At 68.1% G+C, this 25,905-nt stretch carries 25 protein-coding genes and 1 pseudogene; 15 read left to right on the top strand and 11 right to left on the bottom strand.

From position 1 onward, the window contains the following. The 4 genes from EV278_RS08430 to EV278_RS08415 are packed head-to-tail and all read left to right on the top strand — an operon-like array spanning position 1 to position 3,593. The gene (locus EV278_RS08430; RefSeq protein ID WP_132089308.1) at positions 1–1,005 is read left to right on the top strand and encodes a sugar phosphate isomerase/epimerase; all 1,005 of its coding nucleotides are present in this window, start codon (positions 1–3) and stop codon (positions 1,003–1,005) included. Beyond that, positions 1,005–2,147: a Gfo/Idh/MocA family oxidoreductase gene (locus EV278_RS08425; RefSeq protein ID WP_132089305.1), complete on the top strand. Its 1,143-nt coding sequence runs from the start codon at positions 1,005–1,007 to the stop codon at positions 2,145–2,147. The genes EV278_RS08430 and EV278_RS08425 overlap by 1 nt, the downstream gene beginning before the upstream one ends. Then, positions 2,144–3,199: a sugar phosphate isomerase/epimerase gene (locus EV278_RS08420; RefSeq protein ID WP_132089302.1), complete on the top strand. Its 1,056-nt coding sequence runs from the start codon at positions 2,144–2,146 to the stop codon at positions 3,197–3,199. The genes EV278_RS08425 and EV278_RS08420 overlap by 4 nt, the downstream gene beginning before the upstream one ends. 31 nt (positions 3,200–3,230) lie before the next feature. Beyond that, entirely contained in the window at positions 3,231–3,593 is a 363-nt protein-coding gene (locus EV278_RS08415) for a c-type cytochrome (protein WP_132089298.1), read from the top strand. A gap of 27 nt (positions 3,594–3,620) precedes the next feature. On the opposite strand, the gene EV278_RS08410 is transcribed toward EV278_RS08415, so the two are convergent. Next, on the bottom strand, positions 3,621–4,472 hold the full coding sequence (locus EV278_RS08410; protein ID WP_165916565.1) for a DUF1080 domain-containing protein: 852 nt from the start codon (positions 4,470–4,472) through the stop codon (positions 3,621–3,623). Positions 4,473–4,648: 176 nt separating this feature from the next. On the opposite strand from EV278_RS08410, the gene EV278_RS08405 reads away from it, so the two are divergent. The 3 genes from EV278_RS08405 to EV278_RS08395 all read left to right on the top strand — a co-directional run bounded on the left by EV278_RS08405 (position 4,649) and on the right by EV278_RS08395 (position 8,298). After that, a complete protein-coding gene (locus EV278_RS08405) occupies positions 4,649–6,406 on the top strand; it encodes a GMC family oxidoreductase (RefSeq protein ID WP_132089296.1) in 1,758 nt (585 codons plus the stop codon). A 2-nt stretch (positions 6,407–6,408) separates the two neighbouring features. Then, on the top strand, positions 6,409–6,975 hold the full coding sequence (locus EV278_RS08400; protein WP_132089543.1) for a gluconate 2-dehydrogenase subunit 3 family protein: 567 nt from the start codon (positions 6,409–6,411) through the stop codon (positions 6,973–6,975). 366 nt (positions 6,976–7,341) lie between these two features. Beyond that, positions 7,342–8,298: a D-glycerate dehydrogenase gene (locus EV278_RS08395; protein ID WP_132089293.1), complete on the top strand. Its 957-nt coding sequence runs from the start codon at positions 7,342–7,344 to the stop codon at positions 8,296–8,298. Between the two features lie 233 nt (positions 8,299–8,531). On the opposite strand, the gene EV278_RS08390 is transcribed toward EV278_RS08395, so the two are convergent. Continuing rightward, positions 8,532–9,839 carry a D-alanyl-D-alanine carboxypeptidase family protein gene (locus EV278_RS08390; protein ID WP_132089290.1) on the bottom strand — a complete coding sequence of 436 codons (1,308 nt, stop codon included), beginning with the start codon at positions 9,837–9,839 and terminating at the stop codon, positions 8,532–8,534. Positions 9,840–10,157: 318 nt separating this feature from the next. On the opposite strand from EV278_RS08390, the gene phaP reads away from it, so the two are divergent. The 4 genes from phaP (at position 10,158) to EV278_RS08370 (ending at position 13,101) form a co-directional block, all read left to right on the top strand. Then, the gene (gene phaP / locus EV278_RS08385; protein WP_132089287.1) at positions 10,158–10,592 is read left to right on the top strand and encodes a TIGR01841 family phasin; all 435 of its coding nucleotides are present in this window, start codon (positions 10,158–10,160) and stop codon (positions 10,590–10,592) included. 120 nt (positions 10,593–10,712) lie between these two features. Further along, positions 10,713–11,171, top strand: coding sequence for a RidA family protein (locus EV278_RS08380; protein ID WP_132089284.1), 459 nt, complete (start codon positions 10,713–10,715; stop codon positions 11,169–11,171). Then, a complete protein-coding gene (locus EV278_RS08375; protein ID WP_132089281.1) occupies positions 11,171–11,944 on the top strand; it encodes a glycerophosphodiester phosphodiesterase in 774 nt (257 codons plus the stop codon). Before EV278_RS08380 ends, EV278_RS08375 begins: the two co-directional genes overlap by 1 nt. Continuing rightward, positions 11,941–13,101 (top strand): GNAT family N-acetyltransferase, encoded by a 1,161-nt coding sequence (locus tag EV278_RS08370; protein WP_132089278.1) that lies wholly within the window; start codon positions 11,941–11,943, stop codon positions 13,099–13,101. Before EV278_RS08375 ends, EV278_RS08370 begins: the two co-directional genes overlap by 4 nt. 13 nt (positions 13,102–13,114) lie before the next feature. Here the strand turns inward: EV278_RS08370 and EV278_RS08365 are convergent, their stop codons facing one another. After that, complete coding sequence (locus tag EV278_RS08365) at positions 13,115–13,705, bottom strand: DUF4287 domain-containing protein (protein WP_132089274.1); 591 nt, start codon at positions 13,703–13,705, stop codon at positions 13,115–13,117. A 51-nt stretch (positions 13,706–13,756) separates the two neighbouring features. Between EV278_RS08365 and EV278_RS08360 the strand changes: the two genes are divergently transcribed. Next, a complete protein-coding gene (locus EV278_RS08360) occupies positions 13,757–14,188 on the top strand; it encodes an HIT family protein (protein ID WP_132089271.1) in 432 nt (143 codons plus the stop codon). Between the two features lie 117 nt (positions 14,189–14,305). On the opposite strand, the gene EV278_RS08355 is transcribed toward EV278_RS08360, so the two are convergent. The 5 genes and pseudogenes from EV278_RS08355 to EV278_RS08340 all read right to left on the bottom strand — a co-directional run bounded on the left by EV278_RS08355 (position 14,306) and on the right by EV278_RS08340 (position 18,927). Continuing rightward, the gene (locus tag EV278_RS08355; RefSeq protein WP_132089268.1) at positions 14,306–14,740 is read right to left on the bottom strand and encodes a hypothetical protein; all 435 of its coding nucleotides are present in this window, start codon (positions 14,738–14,740) and stop codon (positions 14,306–14,308) included. Between the two features lie 103 nt (positions 14,741–14,843). Beyond that, a complete protein-coding gene (gene clpA, locus EV278_RS08350) occupies positions 14,844–17,165 on the bottom strand; it encodes an ATP-dependent Clp protease ATP-binding subunit ClpA (protein ID WP_132089265.1) in 2,322 nt (773 codons plus the stop codon). An 11-nt stretch (positions 17,166–17,176) separates the two neighbouring features. Further along, complete coding sequence (clpS, locus tag EV278_RS08345; protein ID WP_132089262.1) at positions 17,177–17,506, bottom strand: ATP-dependent Clp protease adapter ClpS; 330 nt, start codon at positions 17,504–17,506, stop codon at positions 17,177–17,179. A 42-nt stretch (positions 17,507–17,548) separates the two neighbouring features. Continuing rightward, positions 17,549–17,650, bottom strand: a pseudogene (locus EV278_RS24345) (hypothetical protein); the annotation flags it as partial. Positions 17,651–17,901: 251 nt separating this feature from the next. Further along, positions 17,902–18,927, bottom strand: coding sequence for an NADP-dependent oxidoreductase (locus EV278_RS08340; protein ID WP_132089259.1), 1,026 nt, complete (start codon positions 18,925–18,927; stop codon positions 17,902–17,904). Between the two features lie 115 nt (positions 18,928–19,042). Here EV278_RS08340 and EV278_RS08335 point away from each other — a divergent pair, with 115 nt between their 5' ends. Beyond that, positions 19,043–19,978: a Gfo/Idh/MocA family oxidoreductase gene (locus EV278_RS08335; protein ID WP_132089256.1), complete on the top strand. Its 936-nt coding sequence runs from the start codon at positions 19,043–19,045 to the stop codon at positions 19,976–19,978. On the opposite strand, the gene EV278_RS08330 is transcribed toward EV278_RS08335, so the two are convergent. Then, complete coding sequence (locus tag EV278_RS08330; protein ID WP_132089253.1) at positions 19,975–20,946, bottom strand: quinone oxidoreductase; 972 nt, start codon at positions 20,944–20,946, stop codon at positions 19,975–19,977. The two genes, EV278_RS08335 and EV278_RS08330, sit on opposite strands and share 4 nt — an antisense overlap. Before the next feature lie 91 nt (positions 20,947–21,037). On the opposite strand from EV278_RS08330, the gene EV278_RS08325 reads away from it, so the two are divergent. Beyond that, entirely contained in the window at positions 21,038–21,901 is an 864-nt protein-coding gene (locus tag EV278_RS08325) for a LysR family transcriptional regulator (RefSeq protein WP_132089250.1), read from the top strand. Here the strand turns inward: EV278_RS08325 and EV278_RS08320 are convergent. Next, complete coding sequence (locus EV278_RS08320) at positions 21,898–23,481, bottom strand: glycosyl hydrolase (RefSeq protein ID WP_132089247.1); 1,584 nt, start codon at positions 23,479–23,481, stop codon at positions 21,898–21,900. The genes EV278_RS08325 and EV278_RS08320 overlap by 4 nt on opposite strands. Positions 23,482–23,744: 263 nt before the next feature. On the opposite strand from EV278_RS08320, the gene ilvD reads away from it, so the two are divergent. Further along, positions 23,745–25,475, top strand: coding sequence for a dihydroxy-acid dehydratase (gene ilvD, locus EV278_RS08315; protein ID WP_132089244.1), 1,731 nt, complete (start codon positions 23,745–23,747; stop codon positions 25,473–25,475). A gap of 65 nt (positions 25,476–25,540) precedes the next feature. Here ilvD and EV278_RS08310 read toward each other — a convergent pair whose 3' ends face one another. Further along, positions 25,541–25,867 (bottom strand): hypothetical protein, encoded by a 327-nt coding sequence (locus EV278_RS08310; RefSeq protein WP_132089241.1) that lies wholly within the window; start codon positions 25,865–25,867, stop codon positions 25,541–25,543. Between the last annotated feature and the right edge of the window lie 38 nt (positions 25,868–25,905).

The raw sequence follows: 25,905 nt of genomic DNA, 5'->3' as shown, positions 1-25,905 counted from the left end.
ATGCCCTTCCAGAAAAAGGAAAGCCTCGTGCGCTCAACAGCCTGCGAAACCCGAGCTTCGGCCGCCGATCTGTCGCGGCGCGGCCTGCTGGCCGCCGGCGCGGCCGCCCTGGGCGCCGCCTATGCCGGCGTGGCCGGCGCGGTCGAGAAGCCGTTCTTCCAGCGCCGAAACCTGCCGGTCGGCATCCAGCTCTACACCCTGGGTCCGGACCTGCAGAAGGAGCTGGAGACCCAGCTCGCCACGGTGGCCAAGATCGGCTTCAAGTCGGTGGAGCTGGCCGGCTATCTTGGCCGCACCCCCGCCGAGCTGCGCGCCGCCTTCGACAAGGCGGGTCTGGTCTGCCCCAGCGCCCACATCGCGCCGAAAGCGGCCAGCGGGCCCAGCTTCAGCGGCGACCTGGCCAAGCTGGCCGATGAGCTGCACGTGATCGGCGTCAAGGCGGCGATCATGCCGATCCTCTACATTCCCGACCGGCTGGGCGGCGCCGACCTGCGCCAGGCCGGCGCGCAGATGACCGCCGACGACTGGAAGTGGAACGCCGACTTCCTGAACGAGAAGGCCGCCGTGTTGAAGAAGGCCGGCATCGTCAGCGGCTACCACAACCACAATTTTGAGTTCGCGCCGCTAAAAGACACCAAGGGGGGAGACACCAACGGCATGGAGATCCTGCTCAAGGGCACGGACCCGAGCCTGGTCACCTTCGAGATGGACGCCGGCTGGGTGACGGCCGCCGGCAAGGACCCGTTCGCCCTGCTGAAGGCCCATCCGGGCCGTTTCACCCAGATGCACGTCAAGGACATCAAGCCCACCACCAAGGCCAATTTCGAACTGCGCCAGGACCCGACCGAGGTCGGCGGCGGCATGATCGACTGGAAGCGACTGCTGCCCGCCGCCTACGCGGCCGGCGTCCGCGGCTTCTATGTCGAGCAGGAGCCGCCGTTCGCCCACAGCCGGCTGGAGTCCGCCAAGATCAGCTTCGACTACCTGGCGCGCGTGGTCGCCTGATGAGCGGACGCGCGCCCCTGCGGCTGGCCATGGTGGGCGGCGGTCCCGGCTCGTTCATCGGACCGGTGCATCGCATGGCCGCCGAACTCGACGGCCGCATCCGGCTGGCGGCCGGCGTGTTCAGCCGCGATCCGGAAAAGAACGCCAGGGCCGCCGCCGACTGGGGCGTCGCGCCGGACCGGGTCTATCCGGACCACCACGCGATGATCGCGGCCGAGCGGGCGCGCCCCGACGGAGTCGACCTGGTCTCCGTCGTCACGCCCAACCACCTGCATTTCGACGTCTCCGCCGCGGCTCTGCGAGGCGGCCTGCACGTGATCAGCGACAAGCCCGCGACCCTGAACCTGGCCCAGGCCGTGGACCTGGCCGACATCGTCGCGGCGTCCGGCAAGCTCTATGGCCTGACCTACACCTACACCGGCTATCCGATGGTCCGCGAGGCGCGGGAGATCGTGGCGCGCGGCGACCTGGGCGCGGTGCGCAAGGTCGTGGTGGAATATTCGCAGGGCTGGCTGTCGCGGCCGCTTGAGCGCGAGGACAACAAGCAGGCCAGCTGGCGGTCCGATCCCAGCCAATCGGGCGTCGGCGGCTGTATCGGCGACATCGGCGTGCACGCCTTCAACATCGCCGAGTTCATTACGGGCAAGCGCGTCGAGCGCCTGTGCGCCGACGTCGCCGCGGTGGTGCCGGGACGTCACCTCGACGACGACTGCAACGTGCTGCTGCGGTTCGAAGGCGGGGCGCGCGGCGTGCTGGTCGCCTCGCAGATCTCGGCCGGCGCCCGCAACGGCCTGAAGATCAGCGTCTACGGCGAGACCGGCGGCCTGACCTGGGGCCACGAAGACCCCAACGTCCTGACCCTGGACTGGCTGGACGGCCCCAGCCAGGTGCTGCACGCCGGCTCGGCCTATCTGGGCGCCGGGGCGCGGGCGGTCACGCGCCTGCCGACAGGACACCCGGAAGGCTTCATCGAGGCCTTCGCCAACATCTATCGCGACTTCGCCGACGCCATCGAAGGGCGCGACGCGGGGTTCGTGCCCGATATCGGCGCAGGCGTGCGCGGCATGACCTTCGTCGAGCGCGCCGTGGCCGCCAGCCGCGACGACGCTGGCTGGGTGTCGTTGCAAGGAGAGGGGCGATGAAGACGCTCAAGGGACCAGCCATCTTCCTGGCCCAGTTCATCGGCGACAAGCCGCCGTTCGACAAGCTGGAGACCATGGCCGCGTGGGTCGCCGACCTCGGCTATGTCGGGGTGCAGATGCCGACCGGCGGGGCGGACTCGTTCTTCGACCTGGCCCTGGCCGCCGAAAGCCAGGCCTATTGCGACGACATCGCCGGAATGCTGGCCAGCCACGGCCTGCAGATCACCGAACTGTCGACCCACCTGCAGGGCCAGCTGGTCGCCGTGCACCCGGCCTATGACGAGCTGTTCGACGGCTTCGCGCCGCCCGAGCTGCGCGGCAAGCCGAAAGAGCGCCAGGCCTGGGCGGTGGGACAGCTGAAGGCCGCCGCCGTGGCCAGCCGGCGCCTGGGCCTGAACGCCCACGCCACCTTCTCCGGCGCCCTGGCCTGGCCATACTTCTACCCCTGGCCGCAGCGGCCGGCGGGCCTGGTCGAGGAGGCCTTCGGCGAACTGGGCCGCCGCTGGAAGCCGATCCTCGACGCCTTCGAGGATGAGGGCGTCGACGTCTGCTACGAGATCCATCCGGGCGAGGACCTGCACGACGGCGCGACGTTCGAGCGGTTCCTGGACGAGGTGGGCGGCCACGCGCGCGCCAACATCCTCTACGATCCCAGCCACTTCGTCCTGCAGCAGCTGGACTATCTCGGCTACATCGATCGCTATCACGAGCGGATCAAGGCGTTCCACGTCAAGGACGCCGAGTTCCGGCCGTCGGCCCGGTCCGGCGTCTATGGCGGCTATCAGGGCTGGGTGGATCGGCCCGGCCGCTTCCGCTCGCTCGGCGACGGCCAGGTGGACTTCAAGGCCATCTTCTCGAAGCTGGCCCAGTACGACTATGCCGGCTGGGCGGTGCTGGAATGGGAGTGCGCGCTCAAGCACCCCGAACAGGGCGCTCGCGAAGGCGCGCCGTTCATCCGCGACCACATCATCCAGGTCACCGACAAGGCGTTCGACGACTTCGCGGGCAGCGCGCCCGACGCCGGCCGCAATCGCCGCCTATTGGGCCTCTAGAGGCGACGGAATCTCTGACGGAGTTCACGCAATGAAGTTCCCGCTTATGCTTGCCGCCGGTCTGAGCGCCCTGGCCACCAGCGCCGTCGCCGCGCCGCCCTCCGGACAGGCGGTGTTCGAGCAGCGCTGCTCGGTCTGCCATTCGCTGCAACCCGCCCCGGGCAAGATGGGGCCGCCTCTGGCCGGCGTGGCCGGCCGCAAGGCGGGGTCCGTCGCCGGCTACGCCTACAGCAACGCGCTGAAGACCTCGAACATCACCTGGACGCCCGACAAGCTGGACGCCTTCGTCAAGGCGCCGGGCAAGACGGTTCCCGGCACCAAGATGCTGCTGGGCGCGCCGGACGCCGAGCAGCGCGCCGCCGTGATCCAGTATCTGAGCTCCCTCAAGAAATAGCCTTGAGGGAGCCCAGGGTCAGGGCGGTCAGCGCGCCGTCAGTTCCTGGATCTCGATGTTCTTGAACTCGATCGGGTGGCCTTCGCTCTGCAGGGCGATGTAGCCTTCCTTGATCGGCTGGGCGCCGCGGGCGAGGATGTAGGGCTTGGCCCCGCCGGCGACGGTGTCGTCAGGGTCCAAGGTCACGTTGGCGTAGTGGTGGACGACCACGCCGTTGATCTTCTGGGAGATCTCGCCGTTGGGCAGGACGTCCAGCTCCGCCTTGACCCAGGTTCCGTTCGGGACCGTCGGGGCGTTGGCCGGCTTCGTGCAGTGGTCCTTGGCCGTGACGCCGTCGAAGGTGATGTTGGTTCCGGGCGTGCAGACCGCGCCGGTGGGGCGGGGCGCGTCGCCTTCCTTGCCCAGCAGCTGGAACTCGATGGAGACCGGGAAGGGCTGTTCCACGGTCATGCTCTCCGGGCTCTGGGCGTCGAACATGATCCCGCTGTTGCTGCGCGCCCAGGCGGGGGTGTCGGGCAGGCCGCCCTCGGGCAGGAAGCGGTAGGTCAGGCGCAGGCGATAGGCCTTGAACGGCGTCTTGTAGAACAGATGCCCGAACTGGCCGTCCAGCTTATCGTAGCCGGCGTAGGAGACCCGGATCACGCCATGATCGACCACGAAGGTCTGGCGATAATTCTCGCCGGCCGGATGCTTGGCGACCTTCGGCGTCCAGCCGTCCAGGGTGCGACCGTCGAATAGTGAGCGCCACGGTCCGGCCTTCACCGTCTCGGCCCCGGCCTGGGAGCCGGCGCCGAACGCCAGACAGGCGAGCAACGTCCCGGCGGCGAGAGCCAGCGCCGACACGCGGCGCTTTCGAACGGACTGGCTCGGATTCATCATGAGTTTCCTCTTCCTCCCTTTTGCGCAGCGGTTTTCGGAAGAAACCGCGACCTTTCTTGCAATGTAACCCATTTCATGGAAGCTTCCAGGCAACAATGAACGGGTTCGCCGAAGTCGGCGTCGCGCTGCGGGGCAGCGGGCGCGATTCGATCAAAGGCGCCAAGCGGGGAGCAGACATGGCCAATCTCAACGGTCGCGCGCGCCAGAAGAACACCTACGATGCGATCGTCGTCGGCAGTGGCATAACCGGCGGCTGGGCGGCCAAGGAGCTGACCCAGAAGGGTCTCAAGACCTTGGTGCTGGAACGCGGGCCGATGGTCCGCCACCTGGAGGACTATCCCACCGCCACGATGGATCCCTGGCAGACGAAGTACCCGCGAGGGCAGCTGCCGCCAGACGAGCTCAACGCGCATTATCCGGTCCAGAAGCGCACCGGCTACACCCTGACGGAATACACCCGGCACTTCTTCGTCCGCGACGACCAGAACCCCTATACCGAGGAAAGCCGCTACGACTGGATTCGCGGCTATCACGTCGGCGGGCGGTCGCTGACCTGGGGCCGCCAGAGCTATCGCCACAGCCCGATCGACTTCGAGGCCAACGCCCGCGAGGGGATCGGCGTCGACTGGCCGATCCGCTACGAGGATCTGGCGCCTTGGTACGACCATGTGGAGCGCTTCATCGGCGTCTCGGGCCAGGCCGAGGGCCTGCCGCAACTGCCGGACGGCCAGTATCAGCCGCCGATGGAGATGAACTGCGTCGAGAAGGCCTTCAAGGCCAAGTCCGAGGCGCGGTTCCCCGAACGGCGGATCACCATGGGCCGGACCGCGCACCTGACCGACCCGACCGAGGAACAGCTCGCGCTGGGCCGGACCAAGTGCCAGTACCGCAACATGTGCATCCGCGGCTGCCCGTTCGGCGGCTATTACAGCTCTAACTCCGGGGGGCTGGTGGCGGCTGAGCGCACCGGCAACCTAGTGATCCGCCCCGGCTCGATCGTCACCTCGCTGATCTATGACGAGAAGGCGGGCAAGGCGACCGGCGTGCGCATCCTCGACGCGACGACGCGGCAGGAGGAGGAGTTCTACGCCGACGTCGTGTTCCTGTGCGCCTCGGCCTTCAACTCGGCCTGGATCATGATGAACTCGACCAGTTCGCGGTTCCCGAACGGCTTCGGCAACGGCAGCGACCAGTTGGGCCGCAACGTCATGGACCATCATCTGGGCGTCGGGGCGAGCGGCGAGGCGCCCGAGTTCGCCGACATGTACTATTCGGGGCGCAGGCCGAACGGAATCTACGTGCCACGCTTCCGCAACCTGGGCGACGCGGCCACCAAGCGCGACGACTATCTGCGCGGCTTCGGCTACCAGGGGGGCGCCTCGCGGCCCGGATGGGATCGCGACCTGACCCGGCCGGACCGGGAGACCTCTGCCCCGCGCGGCTTCGGGGCGGCGCGCAAGGCCGCGCTGAGCCAGCCGGGGCCTTGGGTCATGGGGCTGGGCGGGTTCGGTGAAATCCTGCCCTACGAAGACAACCGGATCACCCTGAACCGCGACAAGACCGACGAGTTCGGCCTGCCGACCCTGACGATGAACGTCACGATCCGCGAGAACGAACTGGCCATGCGCCGCGATATGCAGACAGCCGCGGCGGAGATGCTGGAGGCGGCGGGCTTCAGGAACGTGCGGGGATACGACGGCGGCTACGCCCCCGGCCTGGGCATCCATGAGATGGGCACCGCCCGCATGGGTCGGGATCCGAAGACTTCGGTGCTCAACGCCCACAACCAGGTGCACGAGTGCAAGAACGTCTATGTCACCGACGGCGCGGCCATGACCTCGGCGTCGTGCGTGAACCCGTCCCTGACCTACATGGCCCTGACGGCCCGGGCCGCCGATCATGCGGTCCAGGCGCGCAAGCGGGGAGATCTGTGATGCTGCTGAGCCGACGCGATGCGATACGCGGCCTGACCTTCACCTTTGGCGTCGCGGCGACCGGTTTCGCCGGCCGCGCCCTGGCGGCCGCGCCCGCCCTGGCCTGGACGCCCACGGCCCTGACGCCAGACCAGGCTCGCCTGGTCGACGTGGTGGCCGAGCTGATCATCCCCAAGACCGACACCCCAGGCGCGCGGGACGCTGGCGTGCCTCAGTTCGTCGACCGCGCCCTGGCCGACTATTATAACAAGGCCCAGGCCGATCGCCTGAGGGCGGGGCTGGCGCGCATGGACGCCGACGCCCGCGCCGCCCATGGCGACGTCTTTGTCACGCTGACGCCGAAGCAGCAGACCGAGCTGCTGAACGGCTATGACCGCGAGGCCTCCGCCATGCAGGGGCAGGCGTCGGACGACGATCATTTCTTCCCGCTGCTGGAGGACTTGGTGACGGTCGGCTACTTCACCTCCGAGCCCGGCGCGACCGTGGCTCTAAGGTACGACCCCGTGCCTGGCGCCTATCACGGCTGCGTGCCGCTGGCGGAGCTCGGCCGGGGCTGGGCGACTCGATAGGGCGATTAGAAGGGGCGCCGGAGGTGGTGCATCTAGGCGATGCGCGGCCATCGTGGGCCGCTGTGAATCGCGACGACTCTCAAGCCTGGGCTTGAGGGTGGGTGTGCGTCGTCGGCTGATCCGACGGGCAGTTCGTCGAATACGACCATCCGACCGAGGGGCGGGTGAAATTGCTGGCGCGGGCCAAGGCGATCGCCGAGATTAGCCTTTCGTGCGCGCCGACCGCGGCCGAGGGGCGGGCGGCGTTCGCCGAAAAGCGCGCGCCGGTCTTCCGCCATCGCTGATCGGAGCCGCCTGTTCGCGCGGGTCGAGGATCGCTACGAAGGGATCCGACGCTGGCCTGTGCGATCCGACCCGAGCGAGGACATGAAACCCAGGATTCTGATCAGCCGCCGCTGGCCCGAAGCCGTCGAGGCCCGCCTGCGCCAGCGCTATGACGTGACGCTGAACGAGGGCGACGCGCCGCTGGGCGTTGAGCAGTTGCGCGCGGCGATGGGCGCCTACGACGCCCTTTGCCCGACGGTCTCGGACCGAGTCACGGCCGAGGTCCTGACCACGCCCGATGCGCGGGTGAAGATCATCGCCAACTACGGCGCCGGCTATGAGCACATCGACCTGGCGGCGGCCAAGGCGGCCGGAGTGGTGGTGACCAACACGCCCGATGTGTTGACCGACGCCACGGCCGAGCTGGCGATCCTGCTGATGCTAATGACCAGCCGCCGGGCGGGGGAGGGCGAGCGCGAGCTGCGGGCCGGTCAATGGACGGGCTGGCGGCCCACCCACCTGCTGGGCCGATCCCTGGCGGGCAAGACCCTGGGCCTGGTCGGCTACGGCCGCATCGCCCGCGCCACCGCCAAGCGGGCCCGCGCCGCCCTGGGCATGGAGATCGCCTATTACAGCCGCCGGCGCGCGGCCGACGAGGACGGCGCGACCTACCACGACACGCTGGAAAGCCTGGCGGTGACGGCGGACGTGCTGTCGCTGCACACCCCCGGCGGTCCCGAGACCCACCACCTGGTCGACGCCGCCCTTCTGGCGCGGATGAAGCCGACGGCGATCCTGATCAACACCGCGCGCGGTTCGGTGGTGGCCGAGGCCGATCTGGCCAAGGCCTTGGCCGACGGGACGATCGCCGGCGCGGGCCTCGACGTCTACCAGGGCGAGCCCAGGGTCGATCCGGTCCTGCTGGCCGCGCCCAACACCGTGCTGCTGCCGCACTTGGGGAGCGCGACGCACGAGACCCGCACCGCCATGGGCATGCGCGTGGCCGGCAACCTGGACCGCTTCTTCGACGGCCAGCCGCCGCTCGACCGGATCGCCTGAGCCGCTCCGCCAACTTGGAGGGCGACTGGCCGGCCATCAACGACAAGGGCCTGGTCACCGAGGATCGCAAGATCCGCAAGGACGCCGACTACTGGCGCCAGGCCGGGTCCGAAGTCCCGATGCTGTACCTCACCAGCCGCTGCTGCCGGTCAGGACCGTCGCCGCCTCCAGCGTACGATGGACCTATCGGGCGGGGCCCTGGGGCCTCGCCTGGGACGGTTTCAACGCAAGGTTCAGCGCGGCGTCAGGACCATGCAGGGCTGGCGCTTGGCGCTGATCGCCCGGCAGGCGCTGCGGGCCGCGTCGGCGGTCAGACCCTGGAACTGGGCGCGGAAGGTGGTGCTGGCGGCGCCCTCGACCGCGCCCTCGGCGTCGGCCACGAACTTCGAAAAGCGCGAGCGCACCAGCATCAGCTGTTCGTTGGCCAGGCTCTTGGACTTGAACGCCCCGACCTGCACGCCCCACTCGCCCTTGGCCTTCCGAGGCGCGGGCTTGGCCTGTGCGGCCTTCATCGTCGGCGCGACCTTGATCGCGGCGGGCGGACGCGGATTGTCGGTCAGCACGATCTTCAGCCCGGCCTGGTCGCCGTCGCCTTCCTCGGTGGAGGGGCGCATGATCGGGCCGGTCGGCTCGTCCTCGTACAGGTTGGCGGCGATGGTCGTGCGCTCGCCGTGCGAACGGCGGTTGAGCACGTCGAAGCCCGTAGTCAGCAGGTCTTCCATGTTGTTGTCGCGCCAGGCGGTGGAGGAGCCGCCCAGGACCACGGCGATCAGGCGGCGACCGTCGCGCACGGCCGAGCCGGCGAGGTTGTAGCCTGAGGCGTTGGTGTAGCCGGTCTTCAGCCCGTCGAAGCCGGGCATGTTGGTCAGCAGGCGGTTGTGGCCGGCGATGTAGCGGCCGCGGAACTCGAAGCCCTTGATGCTGAAATAGGAATAGTACTGCGGGAAGTCGCGCATGGTGGCGCGCGACAGGATGGCCAGGTCGCGAGCGGTCGAGATCTGCCGGCTGTCGGGCAGGCCCGAGGCGTTGACGAAGCGGCTGTTGCGCATGCCCAGCTCCTGGCCGCGCAGGGTCATCAGGGCGGCGAATCGCGACTCGCTGCCGCCGAGCCGTTCAGCCATGGCCACGGCGATGTCGTTGGCCGATTTGACGGTCATGGCGCGGATCGCCTCGTCGACGCTGACGCTGTCGCCTACCGACAGGCCCAGCTTGGTCGGCGCCTGGGCGGCGGCGTGGGAGGAGATCGGCACGCGGTCGGTCAGCTTGAGCCGGCCCTCGCTGAGCGCCTCGAACGTGAGGTACAGCGTCATGATCTTGGTGACCGAGGCCGGGTAGCGCGGGCTGTCGGCCCTTTTTTCGTAGAGCATCTCGCCCGAATTGGCGTCGATCACGATTGCCGCATATTTGGGCTCGGCGCTGTTCATCTGCAGATACGGGATCTGGGCGGAAGCGGCGACCGGAGCCGCCAGGCCGCACAGCATGGCGCCGGCGACGCCGAGAGCGGCGAGGAGAGAACGGGCGGAGGTAAGCTTGGCGAACATGGCGAATGCGTCCGTCATCTGAACTGAGCGGTTCCGCACCGCCACACGCGTGACATTAGCATGCGCGTCGTGGCCTTTCGCTAAGGTAAACAAGTGGTGAGCGATTTCGCCGCAGAGATGGATATTTTCAAGGCGTTGCGGCGAAGCTTCTGTCTCGCGCTCAAGGTGAGTGAATGTATCCGCCGGTTTATGGTGCGCTGCACAATTTCCTTGACTGCTGCGGTGCAACATGAGACACCGGCGTTGTCCCAACGCATGGCCTGGAACCTGCATCTCCATAGTCATGCCCCGCACCCCCCTCTGCCAGGAGTCTCCCCCATGGCCGCCGCTGAAACCCTGAAGAACACCGTCGAACAGTTCAGCACCGCCTCGAACCAAGCGTTCAAGGACGGCGTCGAGAAGTCTCTGGCCGCTCTGGCCGAGGCCAACACCCACTCGAAGAAGAACCTGGAAGCCGTGGTCGCCTCGGTGACCGCCGCCACCAAGGGCGCCGAAGCTCTGGGCGCCCAGACCTTCGCCTATTCGAAGAAGGCCGCCGAGGACCAGGTCGCCGCCGCCAAGTCGCTGGCCGCGGCCAAGAGCGTCCAGGAAGCCGTCGAACTGCAGACCGCCTGGGCCAAGTCGGCCCTCGAGGCCTACATCGCCCAGGTCAGCAAGGCCTCGGAGATCGTCTCGGCCTCGATCAAGGACTCGGTGAAGCCGCTGAACGAACGCGTCAGCGCGACCGTCGAAAAGCTGCAAGCCGCCCGTTAAGGCGACGGGTTCCTTCCGAGCCGAACAACGAGAAGGCCCGAGCCGGCAACGGTTCGGGCCTTTTTTCTTGTCCTGCCATCCCGCCGCGCTAAGCATGCGTCCAAGTCATTGGAGTGTGTGATGTCGAAGGTCGAACAGCGTCTGGCGGAACTGGGGATCGTGCTGCCGCAACCGGTCGCGCCGGTCGCCAACTACGTGCCCTTCGTCGCGACGGGAAACCTGATCCACATCTCCGGCCAGATCTCGCTCGACGCCAATGGCGGACTCAAGGGCACGGTCGGGACGGAGGTCGACCTGGAGACCGCCCAGCAGGGCGCGCGCCTGTGCGGGATCAACCTGCTGGCCCAGATGAAGGCGGCGGTCGGCGACCTCGACCGGGTCAAGCGCGTGGTCAAGCTGGGCGGCTTCGTCCAGGTCAGCCAGGACTTCACCGACATTCCCAAGGTCATCAACGGCTGCTCGGACCTGATGGTCGAGGTGTTCGGCGATGCGGGCCGTCATGCCCGTTCGGCGGTCGGCGTCTACAAGCTGCCGCTGGGCTTTTCGGTCGAGGTCGACGCCGTGGTCGAGGTGGCCTGATGCGCGCGCGGCCCCGGCCCACGACCGAAGCATTCGGCCAGGCGTGGGAGCGCCTATTCGAACCGGCGGTGGCGCATCGCGGGCTGTGGTCGCCGGACGCCGCGCCCGAGAACTCGCTGGCCGCGTTCCAGGCCGCCTGCGCCCATGGCTATGCGATCGAGCTGGACGTGCAGCTGACCGCCGACAACCACGTGGTGGTCTTCCATGACGATCACCTGGAGCGCCTGACGGGCATGCCCGGTCGATTGCGCGACCACACCGCCGCCGACCTGGGTCAGCTGAAGCTGTCGGGTACGGACGAGACCATCCCCACCCTGGCCGACGCCCTGACCCTGATCGGCCACCGGGCCATGGTCTATATCGAGCTGAAGACCCCGTTCGGCGAGGTCGGCGAGCTGGAGAAGCGGGTCAGCGAAATCCTGCTGGACCACAACGGCCCGACCGCGGTGATCGGCTTCAATCCCTATTCCCACGCCTGGTTCGCCGAGCACCAGCCGCAGATCCTGCGCGGCCTGGACAGTTACGGCTGGGCCGACGAAGGCGCTCGCAAGCTGGCGCCGGAGCTGCGCAAGTCGCTGGCCAATCTTGAGCAGATCGAGATCGCCCGGCCGGACTTCCTGGCCCTTGGCCTGGACATGCTGCCCAACGCCCGGGCCGACCAGCTGCGCGCCGGCGGCATGCCGGTCATCGCCTGGACCGTGCGTTCGGCCGAGCAGTGGGACCGCGTCCGCGACCATTGCGATAACCTGATCTTCGAGGGTTTCGCCGCGTGACAGCCGTCAAGGCGGAGGTGCGCATCCATCGGCGCATCGCCGAGATCGGCCGCGACGCCTGGGACGCCTGCGCCGCCCCGCATGGCGATCCGTTCATCAGCTTCGACTTCCTGAACGCCCTGGAGGAGAGCGGCTGCGCCGTCGAGCGCACCGGCTGGGCCCCCCACCACCTGTCGGTCGAGGACGAGGCCGGCCGGGTGGCGGCGGTCATGCCGCTGTACCTGAAGTCCCACAGCCAGGGCGAATATGTCTTCGACCACAGCTGGGCCGACGCCTACGAGCGGGCCGGCGGGCGCTACTATCCCAAGCTCCAATGTTCGGCGCCGTTCTCGCCGGTGACCGGGCCGCGACTGATCGTGCGGCCGGACATCGACGTCGATGAGGGGCGCTCGGCCCTGCTGGGCGGGGCGCTGACACTTTGCGAGCGGCTGAACGCCTCGTCGCTGCACGTGACCTTCCCGACGCCCGGCGAGTGGGCCTGGATGGGCCAGCGGGGCATGCTGCGCCGCCAGGACCAGCAGTATCACTGGTTCAACCGGGGCTATGCGAGCTTCGAGGATTTCCTGGCCTCGCTGTCGTCCAGCCGCCGCAAGACCATCCGCCGTGAGCGCCGCGACGCCCAGGCCGGGCTGGAAATCGTCGCCCTCACCGGCGACGCGTTGACCGAGGCGCACTGGGACGCCTTCTTCGGCTTCTACATGGATACCGGCGGCCGCAAATGGGGGCGGCCCTATCTGAACCGGGCCTTCTATTCGCTGCTGGGCCAGCGGATGGCCGACAAGGTGCTGCTGATCCTGGCCCGCCGGCCGGGCGGCCCCTGGATCGCCGGGGCCCTGAACCTGATCGGCGACGACTGCCTGTACGGCCGCCATTGGGGCTGCACCGAGGACGTGCCGTTCCTGCATTTCGAACTCTGCTACTACCAGGCCATCGAGCACGGCATCCGCCTGGGCCTGCCGCGCGTCGAGGCTGGCGCCCAGGGGCAGCACAAGATTGCCCGCGGCTATCTGCCCAGCCCCGTCTATTCAGCTCACTGGATCGCCGATCCGGCCCTGCGGGAGCCGGTGGCCCGCTACCTGGAGCGCGAACGCGAAGCGGTGGACGCCGAGATGGCGGTTCTGACCGAGGAGTTCTCGCCGTTCCGCCGCGACGGGTGAGGCGCGCGGCGTCTCACGACCGTTCCCAGGACGCCTTCAGCAACGCGCGGACCTCGTCGTCCACCTCGGCGGGCGAGGCCAGGGGCAGCTTGGCCTTCAGGCGCTCCGACCAGCTTTCGTTCTTGGGTTCGCGCAGGCGAGGGGAGGCGTCGGGCGCGACGGCCAGGCCCAGCACCGCCGTCCCGCCCTTGACCGGCTTGGCGGCCGCGAACTGGAACTCGCGCGACCAGGCGGTGAAACCCTTGCGTTGGCCGGTGACTAGGCCGTCAAGGCCCGCCACCGCCGTCTCCAGCGCCTGCAGGATGGCCAGCGAGGCCGGATCGGTCCAGAGGGCGGCGCGAGTCTCGTCGGGATTGTCCCAGGCCCGCTCGGACGGGAAGGCGACGGACAGGACATAGCTGGCCCGGTTCTGGCCCAGGCCGTGATGCTCCTTGAGCCAGCCGAGCTGGGCGCGGGGCCTGGTCTCGGGGCAGGTCCTGGCGATCGCCACCCAGTCTTCCAGGCTCTTGCCGGTGTCCCGCGCCAGCCCCTCGCGCACCGAGGCGAACCATTTTCTCTGGCGTTCGGTCAGGTGGCCGAGCCCTGCGGCCTTGTCGCTTCCCATGGCTTGCATCTTTCCGGTTTGCTAGGACCGTCCGCGAGACAGGAGACGATCATGAGCCTTCACGGAAGCTACGACGCCGACAACATCTTCGCCAAGATCATCCGCGGCGAGATCCCGGCCGTGAAGGTGTTCGAGGACGACCAGGTGCTGGCCTTCATGGACGTCTTCCCGCAGTCGCGCGGCCACCTGCTGGTGATCTCCAAGACCAGCCAGGCCCGCAACCTGCTGGAGGCCGAGACCAAGACCCTGGGCCGGCTGATCGGGGCGGTGCAAAAGGTGGCCCAGGCCGTGACCACGGCCCTGAAGCCCGACGGCGTCGTGGTGACCCAGTTCAACGGCGCGCCCGCCGGCCAGACGATCTTCCACCTGCATTTCCACATCATCCCCCGTTACGAGGGCGAGGCGCTGGGGCGGCACGGTGAAGGCATGGCCGATGTCGAGGATCTGAAGGCGCTGGCGGAGAAGATCGCGGCGGCGCTCTGAACGGCCTCGCCGCCGGCTAGAGCAAATCGCGCGATATAGGAATCGCGCGATTTGCCCTAGGTTTTTGGTCTCGCATCGCTTTTGCGGAAAACCGGCCTCCACTTTCCGCGCGATGCTCTAGCCGCCCAGCTTGATGACCGCCGTCGCCAGGCCGACGATCGCCGTCATGCCGCCCATCAGGGCCAAGCCCTGAAAGCGGAGCTTGTCGTTCAGTTCGGCCAGGATCTGGTGCTTGGTGATGGCCAGGTCCGCCTTGAGGGCCTGGATATCCATCCTGGTCGCGTGGGCCAGGTCGGCGAGATCCGCCTTGGTCGCCGTTTCAGCTTTGGTCGCCATGTTGGCGAGATCGGCCTTTGTCGCCGTTTCCGCCTTGGTCGCCATGTTGGCGAGGTCAGCCTTTGTCGCCATGTCAGCCTTGGTGGCCAGACCGCTGATGTCCGGAAACTGCGCCGACGACTGCACCAGTTCCACGATCGCTTCCGCGGCGCGCTCTTCCAGTCCCGCGTCGCGGAGGCGTTTCGTTGCGCCGAGTGTGTCGAAGGCGATGGACATGGGATCAACCTAATCGTGTGTTCTCGTTTTGTCCAGTCGTATGTCGTGAGCGCCTCAATAGCAAAGAGGCCCGGATCGCTCCGGGCCTCTCGCTGTTTTTGACCTATTCGGTGAGGGCTGGCTCGGCTTCGTCTTCCTTGGCGGCCTTGCCGGGCTTTTCCGGATTGGACTCGATCTCGAAGGCGATCTTGCCGTTCTCCAGCACCACCTTGACGTGGCCGCCGCGGACCAGGCGTCCGAACAGGATGTCGTCGGCCAGCGGCTTCTTGATGTGCTCCTGGATGACCCGCGCCAGGGGGCGGGCGCCGTAGAGCTCGTCGAAGCCGTTCTTGGCCAGCCAGTCGGCCGCGTCGTCGCTCAGCGAGACCGTCACGTTCCGGTCGGCCAGCTGAGCCTCCATCTGCATGACGAACTTCTGCACGACCTGACGGATGATCTCCGGCGTCAGCGGCTTGAACTGCACGACGGCGTCCAGGCGGTTGCGGAACTCCGGGGTGAACAGGCGCTTCAGCGCCGCCTCTTCCTCACCCTGCACCTTGTCGCGCCCGAAGCCGATCGCCTGGCGCTGGGCGTCCGAGGCCCCGGCGTTGGTGGTCATGATCAGGATGACGTTCCTGAAATCGACCTTCTTGCCGTTGCTGTCGGTCAGCACCCCGTGGTCCATGACCTGGAGCAGGATGTTGTAGACGTCCGAGTGCGCCTTCTCGATCTCGTCCAGCAGCACCACGGCGTGCGGGTGCTGGTCGACGGCGTCGGTCAGCTGGCCGCCCTGGTCGTAGCCGACATAGCCGGGAGGGGCCCCGATCAGGCGGCTGACGGTGTGGCGCTCCATGTATTCCGACATGTCGAAGCGGATCATCTCGATCCCCAGCGTCGAGGCCAGCTGCTTGGCGGCTTCGGTCTTGCCGACGCCGGTCGGGCCGCTGAACAGGTAGCTGCCGATCGGCTTGTCCGGATCGCGCAGGCCGGCCCGGGCCAGCTTCATGGCCGAGGACAGCTGCAGCAGCGCCTCGTCCTGGCCGAACACGGCGCGCTTCAGGTCCGCCTCCAGCTCGCGCAGGGACTCGGTGTCGGACTTGGAGACCGACTTGGGCGGGATGCGGGCGATCTTGGCCACGACGGCCTCGATCTCCTTGACGCCCAGGACCTTCTTGCGGCGGCCCTCCGGCAGCAGCATCTGGCCCGCGCCCGCCTCGTCGATCACGTCGATCGCCTTGTCGGGCAGCTTGCGGTCGGTGATGTACTTGGCCGACAGCTCCACCGCCACCTTCAGGGCGTCGTTGGTGTACTTCAGCTTGTGGAAGTCCTCGTAGTAGCTCTTCAGCCCCTTGAGGATCTTGATGGTGTCTTCCACCGTCGGCTCGTTGACGTCGATCTTCTGGAAGCGGCGGACCAGGGCCCGATCCTTCTCGAAGTGCTGACGGAACTCCTTGTAGGTGGTCGAGCCCATGCACCGCAGGGTGCCCGAGGCCAGGGCCGGCTTCAGCAGGTTGGAGGCGTCCATCGCCCCGCCCGAGGTGGCGCCGGCGCCGATCACGGTATGGATCTCGTCGATGAACAGCACCGCGTTGGGGTGGTTCTCCAGTTCCTTGACCACCTGCTTGACGCGTTCCTCGAAGTCGCCGCGATAGCGGGTGCCGGCCAGCAGCGCGCCCATGTCGAGCGAGTAGATGGTGGCCTCCGCCAGGACTTCGGGGACCTGGTGGGTGATGATCTTGCGGGCCAGGCCCTCGGCGATGGCGGTCTTGCCGACGCCGGGTTCGCCGACCAGCAGCGGATTGTTCTTGGTCCGGCGGCACAGGATCTGGATCGCGCGTTCCACTTCGTTCGCGCGGCCGATCAGCGGGTCGACCTTGCCCTGGCGGGCCTTTTCGTTGAGGTCGACGCAATAGGCTTCGAGCGCCTCGCCGCCGGTCTTGGTGTTGGGCTTCTCGACGTCTTCCTCGACCGTGGCGCCCTTGGCCGCCTTGGGCTCGGAGGCGCCGGCCTTCTTGGCGATGCCGTGGGCGATGAAGTTGACCGCGTCGTAGCGGGTCATGTCCTGCTCTTGCAGGAAGTAGGCGGCGTGGCTCTCGCGTTCCGAGAAGATGGCGACCAGAACGTTGGCGCCGGTCACTTCCTCGCGGCCGGAGGACTGCACGTGGATCACCGCGCGCTGGATCACGCGCTGGAAGCCCGCCGTGGGCTTGGCGTCGTCCTCGTCGTCGACGACCAGCGAGGCCAGTTCGACGTCGAGATAGTTCACGAGGCTCTTCTTCAGAGCGTTGAGGTCGACATCGCAGGCGCGCATGACGCCGGCCGCGTCGTCGTCGTCGGTGAGCGACAGCAGCAGATGTTCGAGCGTGGCGTATTCGTGCTTGCGCTGATTGGCGTAAGCGACGGCGCGATGCAGGGATTCTTCAAGTGGGCGCGAAAAAGAGGGCAAGGGGAGGCTCCTCAATCCTTTTCCATGGTGCACTGCAGGGGGTGCTGATGCCTGCGCGCCGAGTCGATCACTTGCGCGACCTTGGTCTCGGCAACTTCGTAGGTGAAAACGCCGCAAACGCCGACGCCATGCTGATGAACGTGCAGCATGATCCGGGTCGCATCTTCGCGCGACTTGTTGAAGAAACGTTCAAGTACGTAAACGACGAACTCCATCGGAGTATAGTCGTCATTCAAGATCAGTACGCGATACAGCGAAGGCTTCTGTGTCTTCGGTTTCACTTCCGTGATGACCGAAGAGCCCGCGCCGCTGTTTTGTCCGCCTTGCTTTCGCTCGGCCATTGACCGCTTTCTCCCGGCGGGCCGAACAACCCGCCTTACTAGGATTAGATATGGAAACGCGACAGCATTGGAAGAGGTTGTCGCGCCGCTGCGCCGCTTTAACACAGGGGCGCCGCGCAAAGTGGCTTACCGCTTGGGATAGCGGCGATGGGGACAGGTTGGTTGCCTGGGGTGAGGAGCGCAGATGGGGGCGTTTTCGCGGCGCGCAAGGGGCGGGGCCAGCGACTCAGTGGAGGTTCGTGCGGCGAACACTTGCCCCCTACGGGCTGCTATGCGGCCGTCTTCCCCCAGAGGGGGGAAGAGCCTGAAGCACGAGCCTCCGCCCCCTGCCGGGGGCGGACAGACCGCGAAGCGGTCAGGTGGGGGCAAGTGAATTTGACCCTGATCGAGGCCTGCTACCCCAGCTTCACCAGCATCTTGCCCAGGTTCTCGCCCTTGAAGAGCTTGATGAAGGCGTCCGGGGCGCGCTCGACGCCGTCCTCCACGGTCTCGTTCCACTTGATCTGGCCCGCGTCGATCCAGCCGGCCATGTCCTTGAGGAACTGCGGCGCCAGGTCGTAGTGGTTGGAGACGATGAAGCCTTCCAGCCGAAGGCTCTTGCCCACGGCCTGGATGATGTTGGGCGGGCCGGTCAGCTTTCCGGTCTCGTTGTACTGCGAGATCATCCCGCACAGGGCGAAGCGGGCGAAGGGGCGAGCCGAGTTCAGGGCCGCCTCCAGGTGCACGCCGCCGACGTTCTCGAAATAGACGTCGATCCCCTTGGGCGCGGCCTTTTCCAGTTCGGCGACGACGTCGGGCGTGGCCTTGTAGTCGATGACGTGGTCGACGCCGATGCTCTTGAGGAAGGCGGCCTTCTCGGGCCCGCCGGCCGAGCCGATCACCGTATGGCCCTTCAGCTTGGCGATCTGGCAGACCACCTGGCCGACCGCCCCGGCGGCGGCCGAGACGAAGACCACATCGCCGTCCTTCAGCGCCGCGATCCGCAGCAGGCCGACATAGGCCGTCAGGCCCGGCATGCCGGCCACGCCCAGGAAGGTCTGGGGCGGCAGGCCGTGGGTGTCGATCTTCGTCACCGCGCCCATGCCGCCGGCCGCCAGGGCCTTGGGCGAGACGTTGAACACCTCGCGCCAGCCGAACATCGTCGAGACGATGTCGCCAGGCTTGAAGTCGGGGTCGTTCGAGGCCGTGACCTCGCCGATCGCCCCGCCCTGCAGGGCCTTGCCCAGCTCGAACGGCGGCACATAGCTTTTTCGGTCGGTCATCCGGCCGCGCATGTAGGGATCGACCGACATCCACAGGTTCCGGACCTGGATCTCGCCGTCGGCGGGCGGCGCGACCTCGACGCTGGCCAGCTCAAAGTTCTCGTGGGCCGGAACGCCGACAGGACGGCTCTTCAGACGGATTTCGCGCGACGTGACCATGGTCGTTCCTCCGATGCCCCGTGATCGAGGCGCGTTGTTTAAACGAACGTTTAGACCGGTCTTGGCCGAGCCTCCAGTGCTTCCCGCACGAAAGCGAACGGTTTAGACAGCGCCCATGACCCAGGATGTTCTCAAGGCCGGCGTCGTCGGCGCCGGTGTGTTCGGCGGCTACCACGCCAAGAAGTATGTCGAGCTGGACGGCGTCGTCCTGACGGCGGTGTTCGACATCGACCTGCCGCGGGCCCAGGCCCTGGCCGAGCCCCTGGGCGCCCAGGCCTTCGACGACATGGACGCGTTCCTGGCCGCCATCGACGTCGTAACCGTCGCCACCCCGGCCGTGCACCACGCCAAGGCGGGCCTGACCGCCCTGAGGGCGGGCAAGCCGGTCTATTCCGAAAAGCCCCTGGCCGTGACGCCGGACGACGCCGACGCCCTGGTCGCCGCCGCCGCCAGGGCCGGCCTGCCCCTGGCCTGCGGCCACCAGGAGCGCGTGGTGTTCCAGGCCATGGGCCTGCTGGACATTCCCGAGCAGCCGCTGCGCATGGAAGCAGTGCGTCGGGGCACGCCCTCGGACCGCAACCTCGACGTCTCGGTGGTGCTGGACCTGATGATCCACGACATCGATCTGGCCCTGGCGTTGTGCGACGGCGAGCCCGTCACGGTGGAAGGCGAGGGGGCGATCACCCGCTCGACCTCCTTGGCCAATCCTTCACTAGATTGGGTCAAGGCCGAGGCCACCTTCGACAACGGCTTCACCGCCGTGTTCGACAGCTCCCGCGTGGCCGAGGCCCGCGAACGGACCATGAAGGTCGTCTACCCCTCCGGCGAGGTCGAGATCGACTTTCTCGCGCGCACCTTCCGCAACACCACCCCGTTCCCGCTGATCGAGAATTTCACCGAGACGCCGGCCGGCAAGGACCCCCTGGGCCAAAGCGTCGCCGGCTTCCTGAAGGCCGTGCGCGGCGAGGCACCGCGACCGGTGGTGACCGGCGAGGAGGCGGCGCGCGCGCTCGATCTGGGCCTGGCGGTGGAGCAGGCGGCCGGGGGCTAGGGAATCAGCAGCAAGCTCCCCGTCGTCCGCCCGGCTTCCAGGTCGGCCTGGGCCTTTCCGGCCTCTTCCAGGGCGTAGGTCTCGCCGATCTCGACCGTCAGTTCGCCGCGACCGAGCGCGTCCAGCAGGTCTGCCGCCGCCGCCCGGTACCGAGGAACGTCCGCGACATAGGCCATGACGCTGGGCCGCCACAGGGCCAGGCCGCGCTTGCTTAGGTCCGTGACCAGCACGGGCGGGACGGCGCCGGCCGCCTGGCCGACATTGACCACCATGCCGAACGGCGTGACGGCGTCGAAGGTCCTGCGCAGATAGGCGCCGCCCAGGCCGTCATAGGCGATATCGACACCCCGGCCGTCGGTCAGGTCCATCGTCTGGGCGACGAAATCGGCGTCGCGGCCGACGATCACCTGAACGGCCCCGGCCTTGCGGGCGACCTGGGCCTTGGCCTCAGTACTCGCCGTGCCGATGACCGAGAACCCCAGCCGGGTGGCCCAGCGGGTCAGCAATTGTCCCAGTCCCCCGGCGGCGGCGTGCACCAGCAAGGTCGAACCGGGCGCGGGCGGACGCGGGCCCCGCAGCAGCATCTGCACCGTCAGGCCGCGCAGCATGGCGCCCGCCGCCAAGCGTGCGTCGATCCCGGCCGGCAGGTTGATGGCGCGCTCGGCCGGCAGGTTGCGGACTTCGGCATAGCCGCCCAGCGGCGCGCCGGCATAGGCGATGTGGTCGCCGACCGAGATATCCTCGACACCGTCGCCGACGGCTTCCACCACCCCCGCGCCCTCTACCCCAAGCACGCCTGGCAGGGTCACGGGATAGAGGCCGGTCCGGTAGTAGATGTCGATGAAGTTGACGCCGATCGCGTGGTGGCGAACGCGGACCTCTCCGGCGGCGGGCGGCGCGAGCGGGCGGCTGGCCAACTGGAGTTGATCGACGCCGCCGGGGGCGACCAATTCGATGGTGCGGATCATGGGGCTCTCCTTTGAGAGCGCCACGATACGTCCGGCGTCCACCTCGTGAGAATTCCAGGATCTCGCAACCGTATTGTGCGAAAATGCACGGATGGACTGGGAAGACCTTCGCCATCTGGCCGCCGTGGGTCGGCAGGGATCGCTGTCGGGCGCGGCCCGCGCCCTGGGCGTCGACCACGCGACGGTCGGCCGGCGGGTCGCCGCCCTGGAAGCGCGCACCGGCCTGCGCCTGCTGGAACGCCGGGGCCGCGGCACGGCCTTGACCCAGGCCGGCGAACGGGTCGCGGCCCTGGCCTTCGACATGGAGGACCGGGTCCTGGCGGTCGAGCGCCTGGTCCAGGCCGAGCGCCGGCCGCCGAAGGTCGAGGTGGTGGTCAGCGCTCCGCCGGCCCTGGCGATGTTCATGCTGGCCGGCGGCCTGGCCGACCTGCGCCGCGACCAGCCGTCGATCACCGTCACCCTGCGCGGCGAGGCCTCCCTGGTGTCGCTGACGCGGCGCGAGGCCGACCTGACCCTGCGCCTGCAAGCCCCGGACGAGCCGACCAGCGTGGCGCGCAAGGTCGGCGAGATGGCCTATGCGCTCTATGCCGCCGCCGATTACCCGCACGGACCCGACGGCGACTGGTCGCTGGTCAGCTACGACGCCGAGATGGACCGGCTGCCGCAGCAGGAATGGCTGCGGGCCTTCGCGGCCGGTCGGTCGGTCAGCTTCCGCAGCAACGACATGGCCATCCTGCAACCGGCGGCGCGGGCCGGCCTGGGCGTGGTGCTGCTGCCCTGTTTCATGGCCGATGGCGATCCGGGACTGCGACGCTGGTCAGACGCCGCCCCGCCGCGGCGCGGCCTGTGGCTGGCCATGCACGAAGACCTGCGCCGGCTGGCGGCGGTGCGCGCGGTGGGCGACCACCTGGCGGCCGTAATCCACCAGCAGCGCGACCGCCTGGTGGGTACCTAGCGCGGCGCGACCTTGACCATCACCACGTCATTGGCCCGCATGGTCACCGCCACGCTGGCCGCGCCCGCCTTGCCGACGGTCAGTGTCCGCGTCTCGGGTTTGTCCACCGTCAGCGCGTTCAGGTCGCGCACCTGCTGCTCGGTCAGGGTCTTGGGCGCGCCGAGCTCCAGATAGGCGGTGTAGGCGTCATTGGCCTTGAAGCCGGTGCGGAAGATCTGGACGTCGTAGCGGCCGGGCTTGAGGCCTTTCAGGTCCAGGCTGACCGGTTCGACGTCGTGGGTGGGCTGGACCTTGCCGTAGTAGGGCCGGTTGCTGACAGGCTGCACGGGCTGGCGGAAGGCCCAGACCAGGGCCTGGACGCCGCCCTTGTCGGCGGTGACCCAGCTTTCCGCGTCGGCGACCTTCACGGCCTTGTCGCCCAGCTGGTTCAAGTACTTGTAGGCGAACCAGGCCGGCTTGCGGATTCCTTGCGGGTTCATCAGGCCGAAGCCGCCCTCGAACGGCTTGGTGGGCGGCCCGGGCTCTTCGAACAGGTCGCTGAACGTCCAGTAGCTCATGCCTTGCGCCAGGCCCTCGGTGGCCTTCAGCTTGCTGAGGATATAGGGCGCGCTGACATAGGAGTCGTGCACCAGGTCGCGCGGCGTGTAGCTGGTGCTCCATTCGGTGAAATAGAGCGGCAGGCCTGGCTTGGACGAGGCCTCGATCTCCTGGCGCACCCGACGGACGTCGCCGACGATCGCGTCCGGCGAAGGCGACAGTTTGGTGTCCTGCTGGCCCTTTTCGTCCAGGAACCCGCCGTCGACGCCGTAGGTATGGGTGGCGATGAAGTCGATCGCCGCGCCGGAGCTCTCGGCGTGCTTGATGAACTCGGGCGTCCAGGCCGCGCCCGCGGTCGCCGGACCACCGACCTTCAGGGCGGGGTCGATCGCCTTGAGGGTCCGCGCGGTCACGTCATAGAGCTCGAAATACGCTTTCTGGTCGGCCTTTTCCCAGAAGCCGTCCAGATTAGGCTCGTTCCAGACCTCGAAGTACCAGGACCTCACCTCGTCGGCGCCATAACGCTGCTGGGCGTGGCGGACGAAGGCGTCGACCAGGGCGGCCCACTGGTCGAGCTTGGGATGGGAGGTGTTGCCCTTCCAGTAGAAGATCGTCTGGTTGGAGGTCTTCATCGCGTCGGGCGTGAAGCCCAGCTCGACGAACGGCTTGACGCCCATCTTCAGCAGACGGTCGTAGAGTTCGTCGATCTTGGTCCAGTCGTAGACCGGCTTGCCGTCGACGACCTTGTAGGTCCCCAGCACGTCATGGAAGATGGCGTGGAAGCGGACATAGCGGAAACCCAGCTCGTCGTGGGCGGTCTTCAGCTGCCCCAGGCTGTCGTCACGCAGCAGGGTGCCCGGATAGTCCGAGCCGACCGACAGGTCATAGAAGCGGTCGCGCGGCGTGGCCGGCGCCTTGGCGTCGACGGCGATGTGGCGGACGGCCGGCTTGCCTTGAGCCGAGGCGGATCCCGCTAGAAGGCTCGCCATGGCGCAGGCCAGGATTGCGCTGCGGAGCAAGGTCCTGGTGGGGGCGGGGGTCATGGCGGCTGGTCCTTCCTGCGATGGCCCGCCCTCGTGGTTGGGGCGGTGTAGGTGGGACCGGTACCATTATTCGGAGGGCGCCGTATAGTCCGTTCGAAAATCGGCCGCGAAGGGTGTGATCATGCGCGACGGCCTTGCTTGCGCGAACCGTTCGCAATGAAACGCGCGCCGGCGGCCGATCGCCGGCAAAAACTCGGCGTCCGACCCTTTCGTCAGGCGGCCAGCTGAGCTAACCACGGCGCTCTATTTGGAAGGCTACGATCATGACCAAGAAACCCGACGGCACGTGGGACAAGTCGCAACTCCCCAGCCGGCATGTAACCGAAGGGCCGGCTCGCGCGCCGCACCGCTCGTATTACTACGCCATGGGCCTTGGCACCCGCGAGATCGCCCAGCCCTTCGTGGGCGTAGCCTCGTGCTGGAACGAGGCGGCGCCGTGCAACACCGCCCTGATGCGCCAGGCCAACGCCGTGGCCAAGGGCGTCAAGGCGGCCGGCGGCACGCCGCGCGAGTTCTGCACCATCACCGTGACCGACGGCATCGCCATGGGCCACGAGGGCATGCGCAGCTCGCTGGTCAGCCGCGACTGCATCGCCGACTCCGTCGAGCTGACCATGCGCGGCCACGGCTATGACGCCCTCGTGGGCGTGGCCGGCTGCGACAAGAGCCTGCCGGGCATGATGATGGCCATGCTGCGCCTGAACGTGCCGTCCGTGTTCCTGTACGGCGGCTCGATCCTGCCGGGCCGCTTCCAAGGCCGCGACATCACGGTCATGGACGTGTTCGAGGGCGTCGGCGCCCACGCGGCCGGGACCATGGACGCCAAGACCCTGTGCGAGCTGGAGCAGCACGCCTGTCCGTCGGACGGGGCCTGCGGCGGTCAGTTCACCGCCAACACCATGGCCTGCGTGTCCGAAGCCATCGGCCTGGCCTTGCCGCTGTCCTCGGCCCTGCCGGCCCCGTATCTGGACCGCGACCAGTACGCGGTGGCCTCGGGCGAGGCGGTGATGCGGCTGATCGAGCAGAACATCCGCCCGCGCGACATCTGCACCCGCAAGGCGTTCGAGAACGCCGCCGTGGTCGTCGCCGCGACGGGAGGGTCGACCAACGGCGCCCTGCACCTGCCCGCCATGGCCCACGAGTGCGGCATCGAGTTCACCCTCAAGGACGTGGCCGAGATCGCCGCCCGCACGCCCTATATCGCCGACCTGAAGCCCGGCGGCCGCTACGTGGCCAAGGACATGGGCGAGGCCGGCGGCGTGCCGATGCTGCTCAAGACCCTGCTGGACGCCGGCCTGCTGCATGGCGACGTCATGACGGTGACCGGCAAGACCCTGGCCGAGAACCTGGCCGACGTGGTCTGGCGCGACGACCAGGACGTGATCCGTCCCGCCTCCAACCCGCTGTCGCCGACCGGCGGCGTGGTCGGCCTGTGGGGCTCGCTAGCCCCCGAGGGCGGCATCGTCAAGGTGGCCGGCCTCAAGCACCAGGTGCACCGGGGCCCGGCCCGGGTGTTCGATGGCGAGCAGGCCTGTTTCGAGGCCGTGTCGAACCGCGACTACAAGGAAGGCGACGTCCTGGTCATCCGCTACGAAGGTCCCAAGGGCGGGCCGGGCATGCGGGAGATGCTGTCGACCACCGCCGCCATCTACGGCCAGGGCGTGGAGAACATCGCCCTGATCACCGACGGCCGTTTCTCGGGCGCCACGCGGGGCCTGTGCGTCGGTCACGTCGGACCGGAAGCCGCGGTGGGCGGCCCGATCGCCCTGGTCCAGGACGGCGACATCATCTCGATCGACGCCCACAAGGGCACGATCGACCTGGAGGTCGACCCGATCGAGTTGGAGAACCGCCGCCGCCACTGGCAGCCGCGCGGGCACGACTACAACAGCGGCGCGATCTGGAAGTTCGCCCAACTGGTGGGCCCGGCCTATCTGGGCGCGACCACCCATCCGGGCGCGGCCAAGGAAACCCACGTCTACGCGGATATCTGACGGCGGACGTTCCACGGCATCAAAGAAAAGGGCCGGGCGGATCGCCCGGCCCTTTTCTTTGATGCCTACTTCTTGATCTTCTTGAAATCCTTGTAGAACAGGTCTTCCGGCGGGCGATCCTCGGGCGCCGGGGCGCGGAAGTCGTTGGGGCGCAGCAGGCCCTGGTCGAACATCGCCCGGCGCTGCTGCACCGCCGCAGCCGCGCGCGCCGGGGCGCCCAGCCTGACCGGCACGATGGCGCCGCGATCCCGGTTGAGCCAGGCGGCGGCCTCGTCGGCGCCGACCACGCCGTCGCGATTGGTGTCGGCCGGGACGAGGGCCAGCGGCGGCGTCGCGGCCAGGGCCGGCCCGGCGCAGCAGACGGCGAGGGCGGCGGCGAGAACGAGGCGCATCGAACGGGACTCCCAAGCTGACGAGGCATTTGGGCGGT

It is taken from the genome of Caulobacter sp. BK020, assembly GCF_004342605.1.
Lineage (GTDB): Bacteria > Pseudomonadota > Alphaproteobacteria > Caulobacterales > Caulobacteraceae > Caulobacter.
Note: the sequence above shows the minus strand (reverse complement) of the source record. Positions and strands in the feature narration are given on the sequence as shown.

Bases quoted from the DNA above. Each gene is read 5' to 3' on its own strand.
- EV278_RS08430 (WP_132089308.1), top strand. From the start codon at position 1: ATGCCCTTCCAGAAAAAGGAAAGCCTCGTGCGCTCAACAGCCTGCGAA.
- EV278_RS08425 (WP_132089305.1), top strand. From the start codon at position 1,005: ATGAGCGGACGCGCGCCCCTGCGGCTGGCCATGGTGGGCGGCGGTCCC.
- EV278_RS08420 (WP_132089302.1), top strand. From the start codon at position 2,144: ATGAAGACGCTCAAGGGACCAGCCATCTTCCTGGCCCAGTTCATCGGC.
- EV278_RS08415 (WP_132089298.1), top strand. From the start codon at position 3,231: ATGAAGTTCCCGCTTATGCTTGCCGCCGGTCTGAGCGCCCTGGCCACC.
- EV278_RS08410 (WP_165916565.1), bottom strand. From the start codon at position 4,472: ATGATGAATCCGAGCCAGTCCGTTCGAAAGCGCCGCGTGTCGGCGCTG.
- EV278_RS08405 (WP_132089296.1), top strand. From the start codon at position 4,649: ATGGCCAATCTCAACGGTCGCGCGCGCCAGAAGAACACCTACGATGCG.
- EV278_RS08395 (WP_132089293.1), top strand. From the start codon at position 7,342: ATGAAACCCAGGATTCTGATCAGCCGCCGCTGGCCCGAAGCCGTCGAG.
- EV278_RS08390 (WP_132089290.1), bottom strand. From the start codon at position 9,839: ATGTTCGCCAAGCTTACCTCCGCCCGTTCTCTCCTCGCCGCTCTCGGC.
- phaP (WP_132089287.1), top strand. From the start codon at position 10,158: ATGGCCGCCGCTGAAACCCTGAAGAACACCGTCGAACAGTTCAGCACC.
- EV278_RS08380 (WP_132089284.1), top strand. From the start codon at position 10,713: ATGTCGAAGGTCGAACAGCGTCTGGCGGAACTGGGGATCGTGCTGCCG.
- EV278_RS08375 (WP_132089281.1), top strand. From the start codon at position 11,171: ATGCGCGCGCGGCCCCGGCCCACGACCGAAGCATTCGGCCAGGCGTGG.
- EV278_RS08365 (WP_132089274.1), bottom strand. From the start codon at position 13,705: ATGGGAAGCGACAAGGCCGCAGGGCTCGGCCACCTGACCGAACGCCAG.
- EV278_RS08360 (WP_132089271.1), top strand. From the start codon at position 13,757: ATGAGCCTTCACGGAAGCTACGACGCCGACAACATCTTCGCCAAGATC.
- EV278_RS08355 (WP_132089268.1), bottom strand. From the start codon at position 14,740: ATGTCCATCGCCTTCGACACACTCGGCGCAACGAAACGCCTCCGCGAC.
- clpS (WP_132089262.1), bottom strand. From the start codon at position 17,506: ATGGCCGAGCGAAAGCAAGGCGGACAAAACAGCGGCGCGGGCTCTTCG.
- EV278_RS08340 (WP_132089259.1), bottom strand. From the start codon at position 18,927: ATGGTCACGTCGCGCGAAATCCGTCTGAAGAGCCGTCCTGTCGGCGTT.
- EV278_RS08335 (WP_132089256.1), top strand. From the start codon at position 19,043: ATGACCCAGGATGTTCTCAAGGCCGGCGTCGTCGGCGCCGGTGTGTTC.
- EV278_RS08330 (WP_132089253.1), bottom strand. From the start codon at position 20,946: ATGATCCGCACCATCGAATTGGTCGCCCCCGGCGGCGTCGATCAACTC.
- EV278_RS08325 (WP_132089250.1), top strand. From the start codon at position 21,038: ATGGACTGGGAAGACCTTCGCCATCTGGCCGCCGTGGGTCGGCAGGGA.
- EV278_RS08320 (WP_132089247.1), bottom strand. From the start codon at position 23,481: ATGACCCCCGCCCCCACCAGGACCTTGCTCCGCAGCGCAATCCTGGCC.
- ilvD (WP_132089244.1), top strand. From the start codon at position 23,745: ATGACCAAGAAACCCGACGGCACGTGGGACAAGTCGCAACTCCCCAGC.
- EV278_RS08310 (WP_132089241.1), bottom strand. From the start codon at position 25,867: ATGCGCCTCGTTCTCGCCGCCGCCCTCGCCGTCTGCTGCGCCGGGCCG.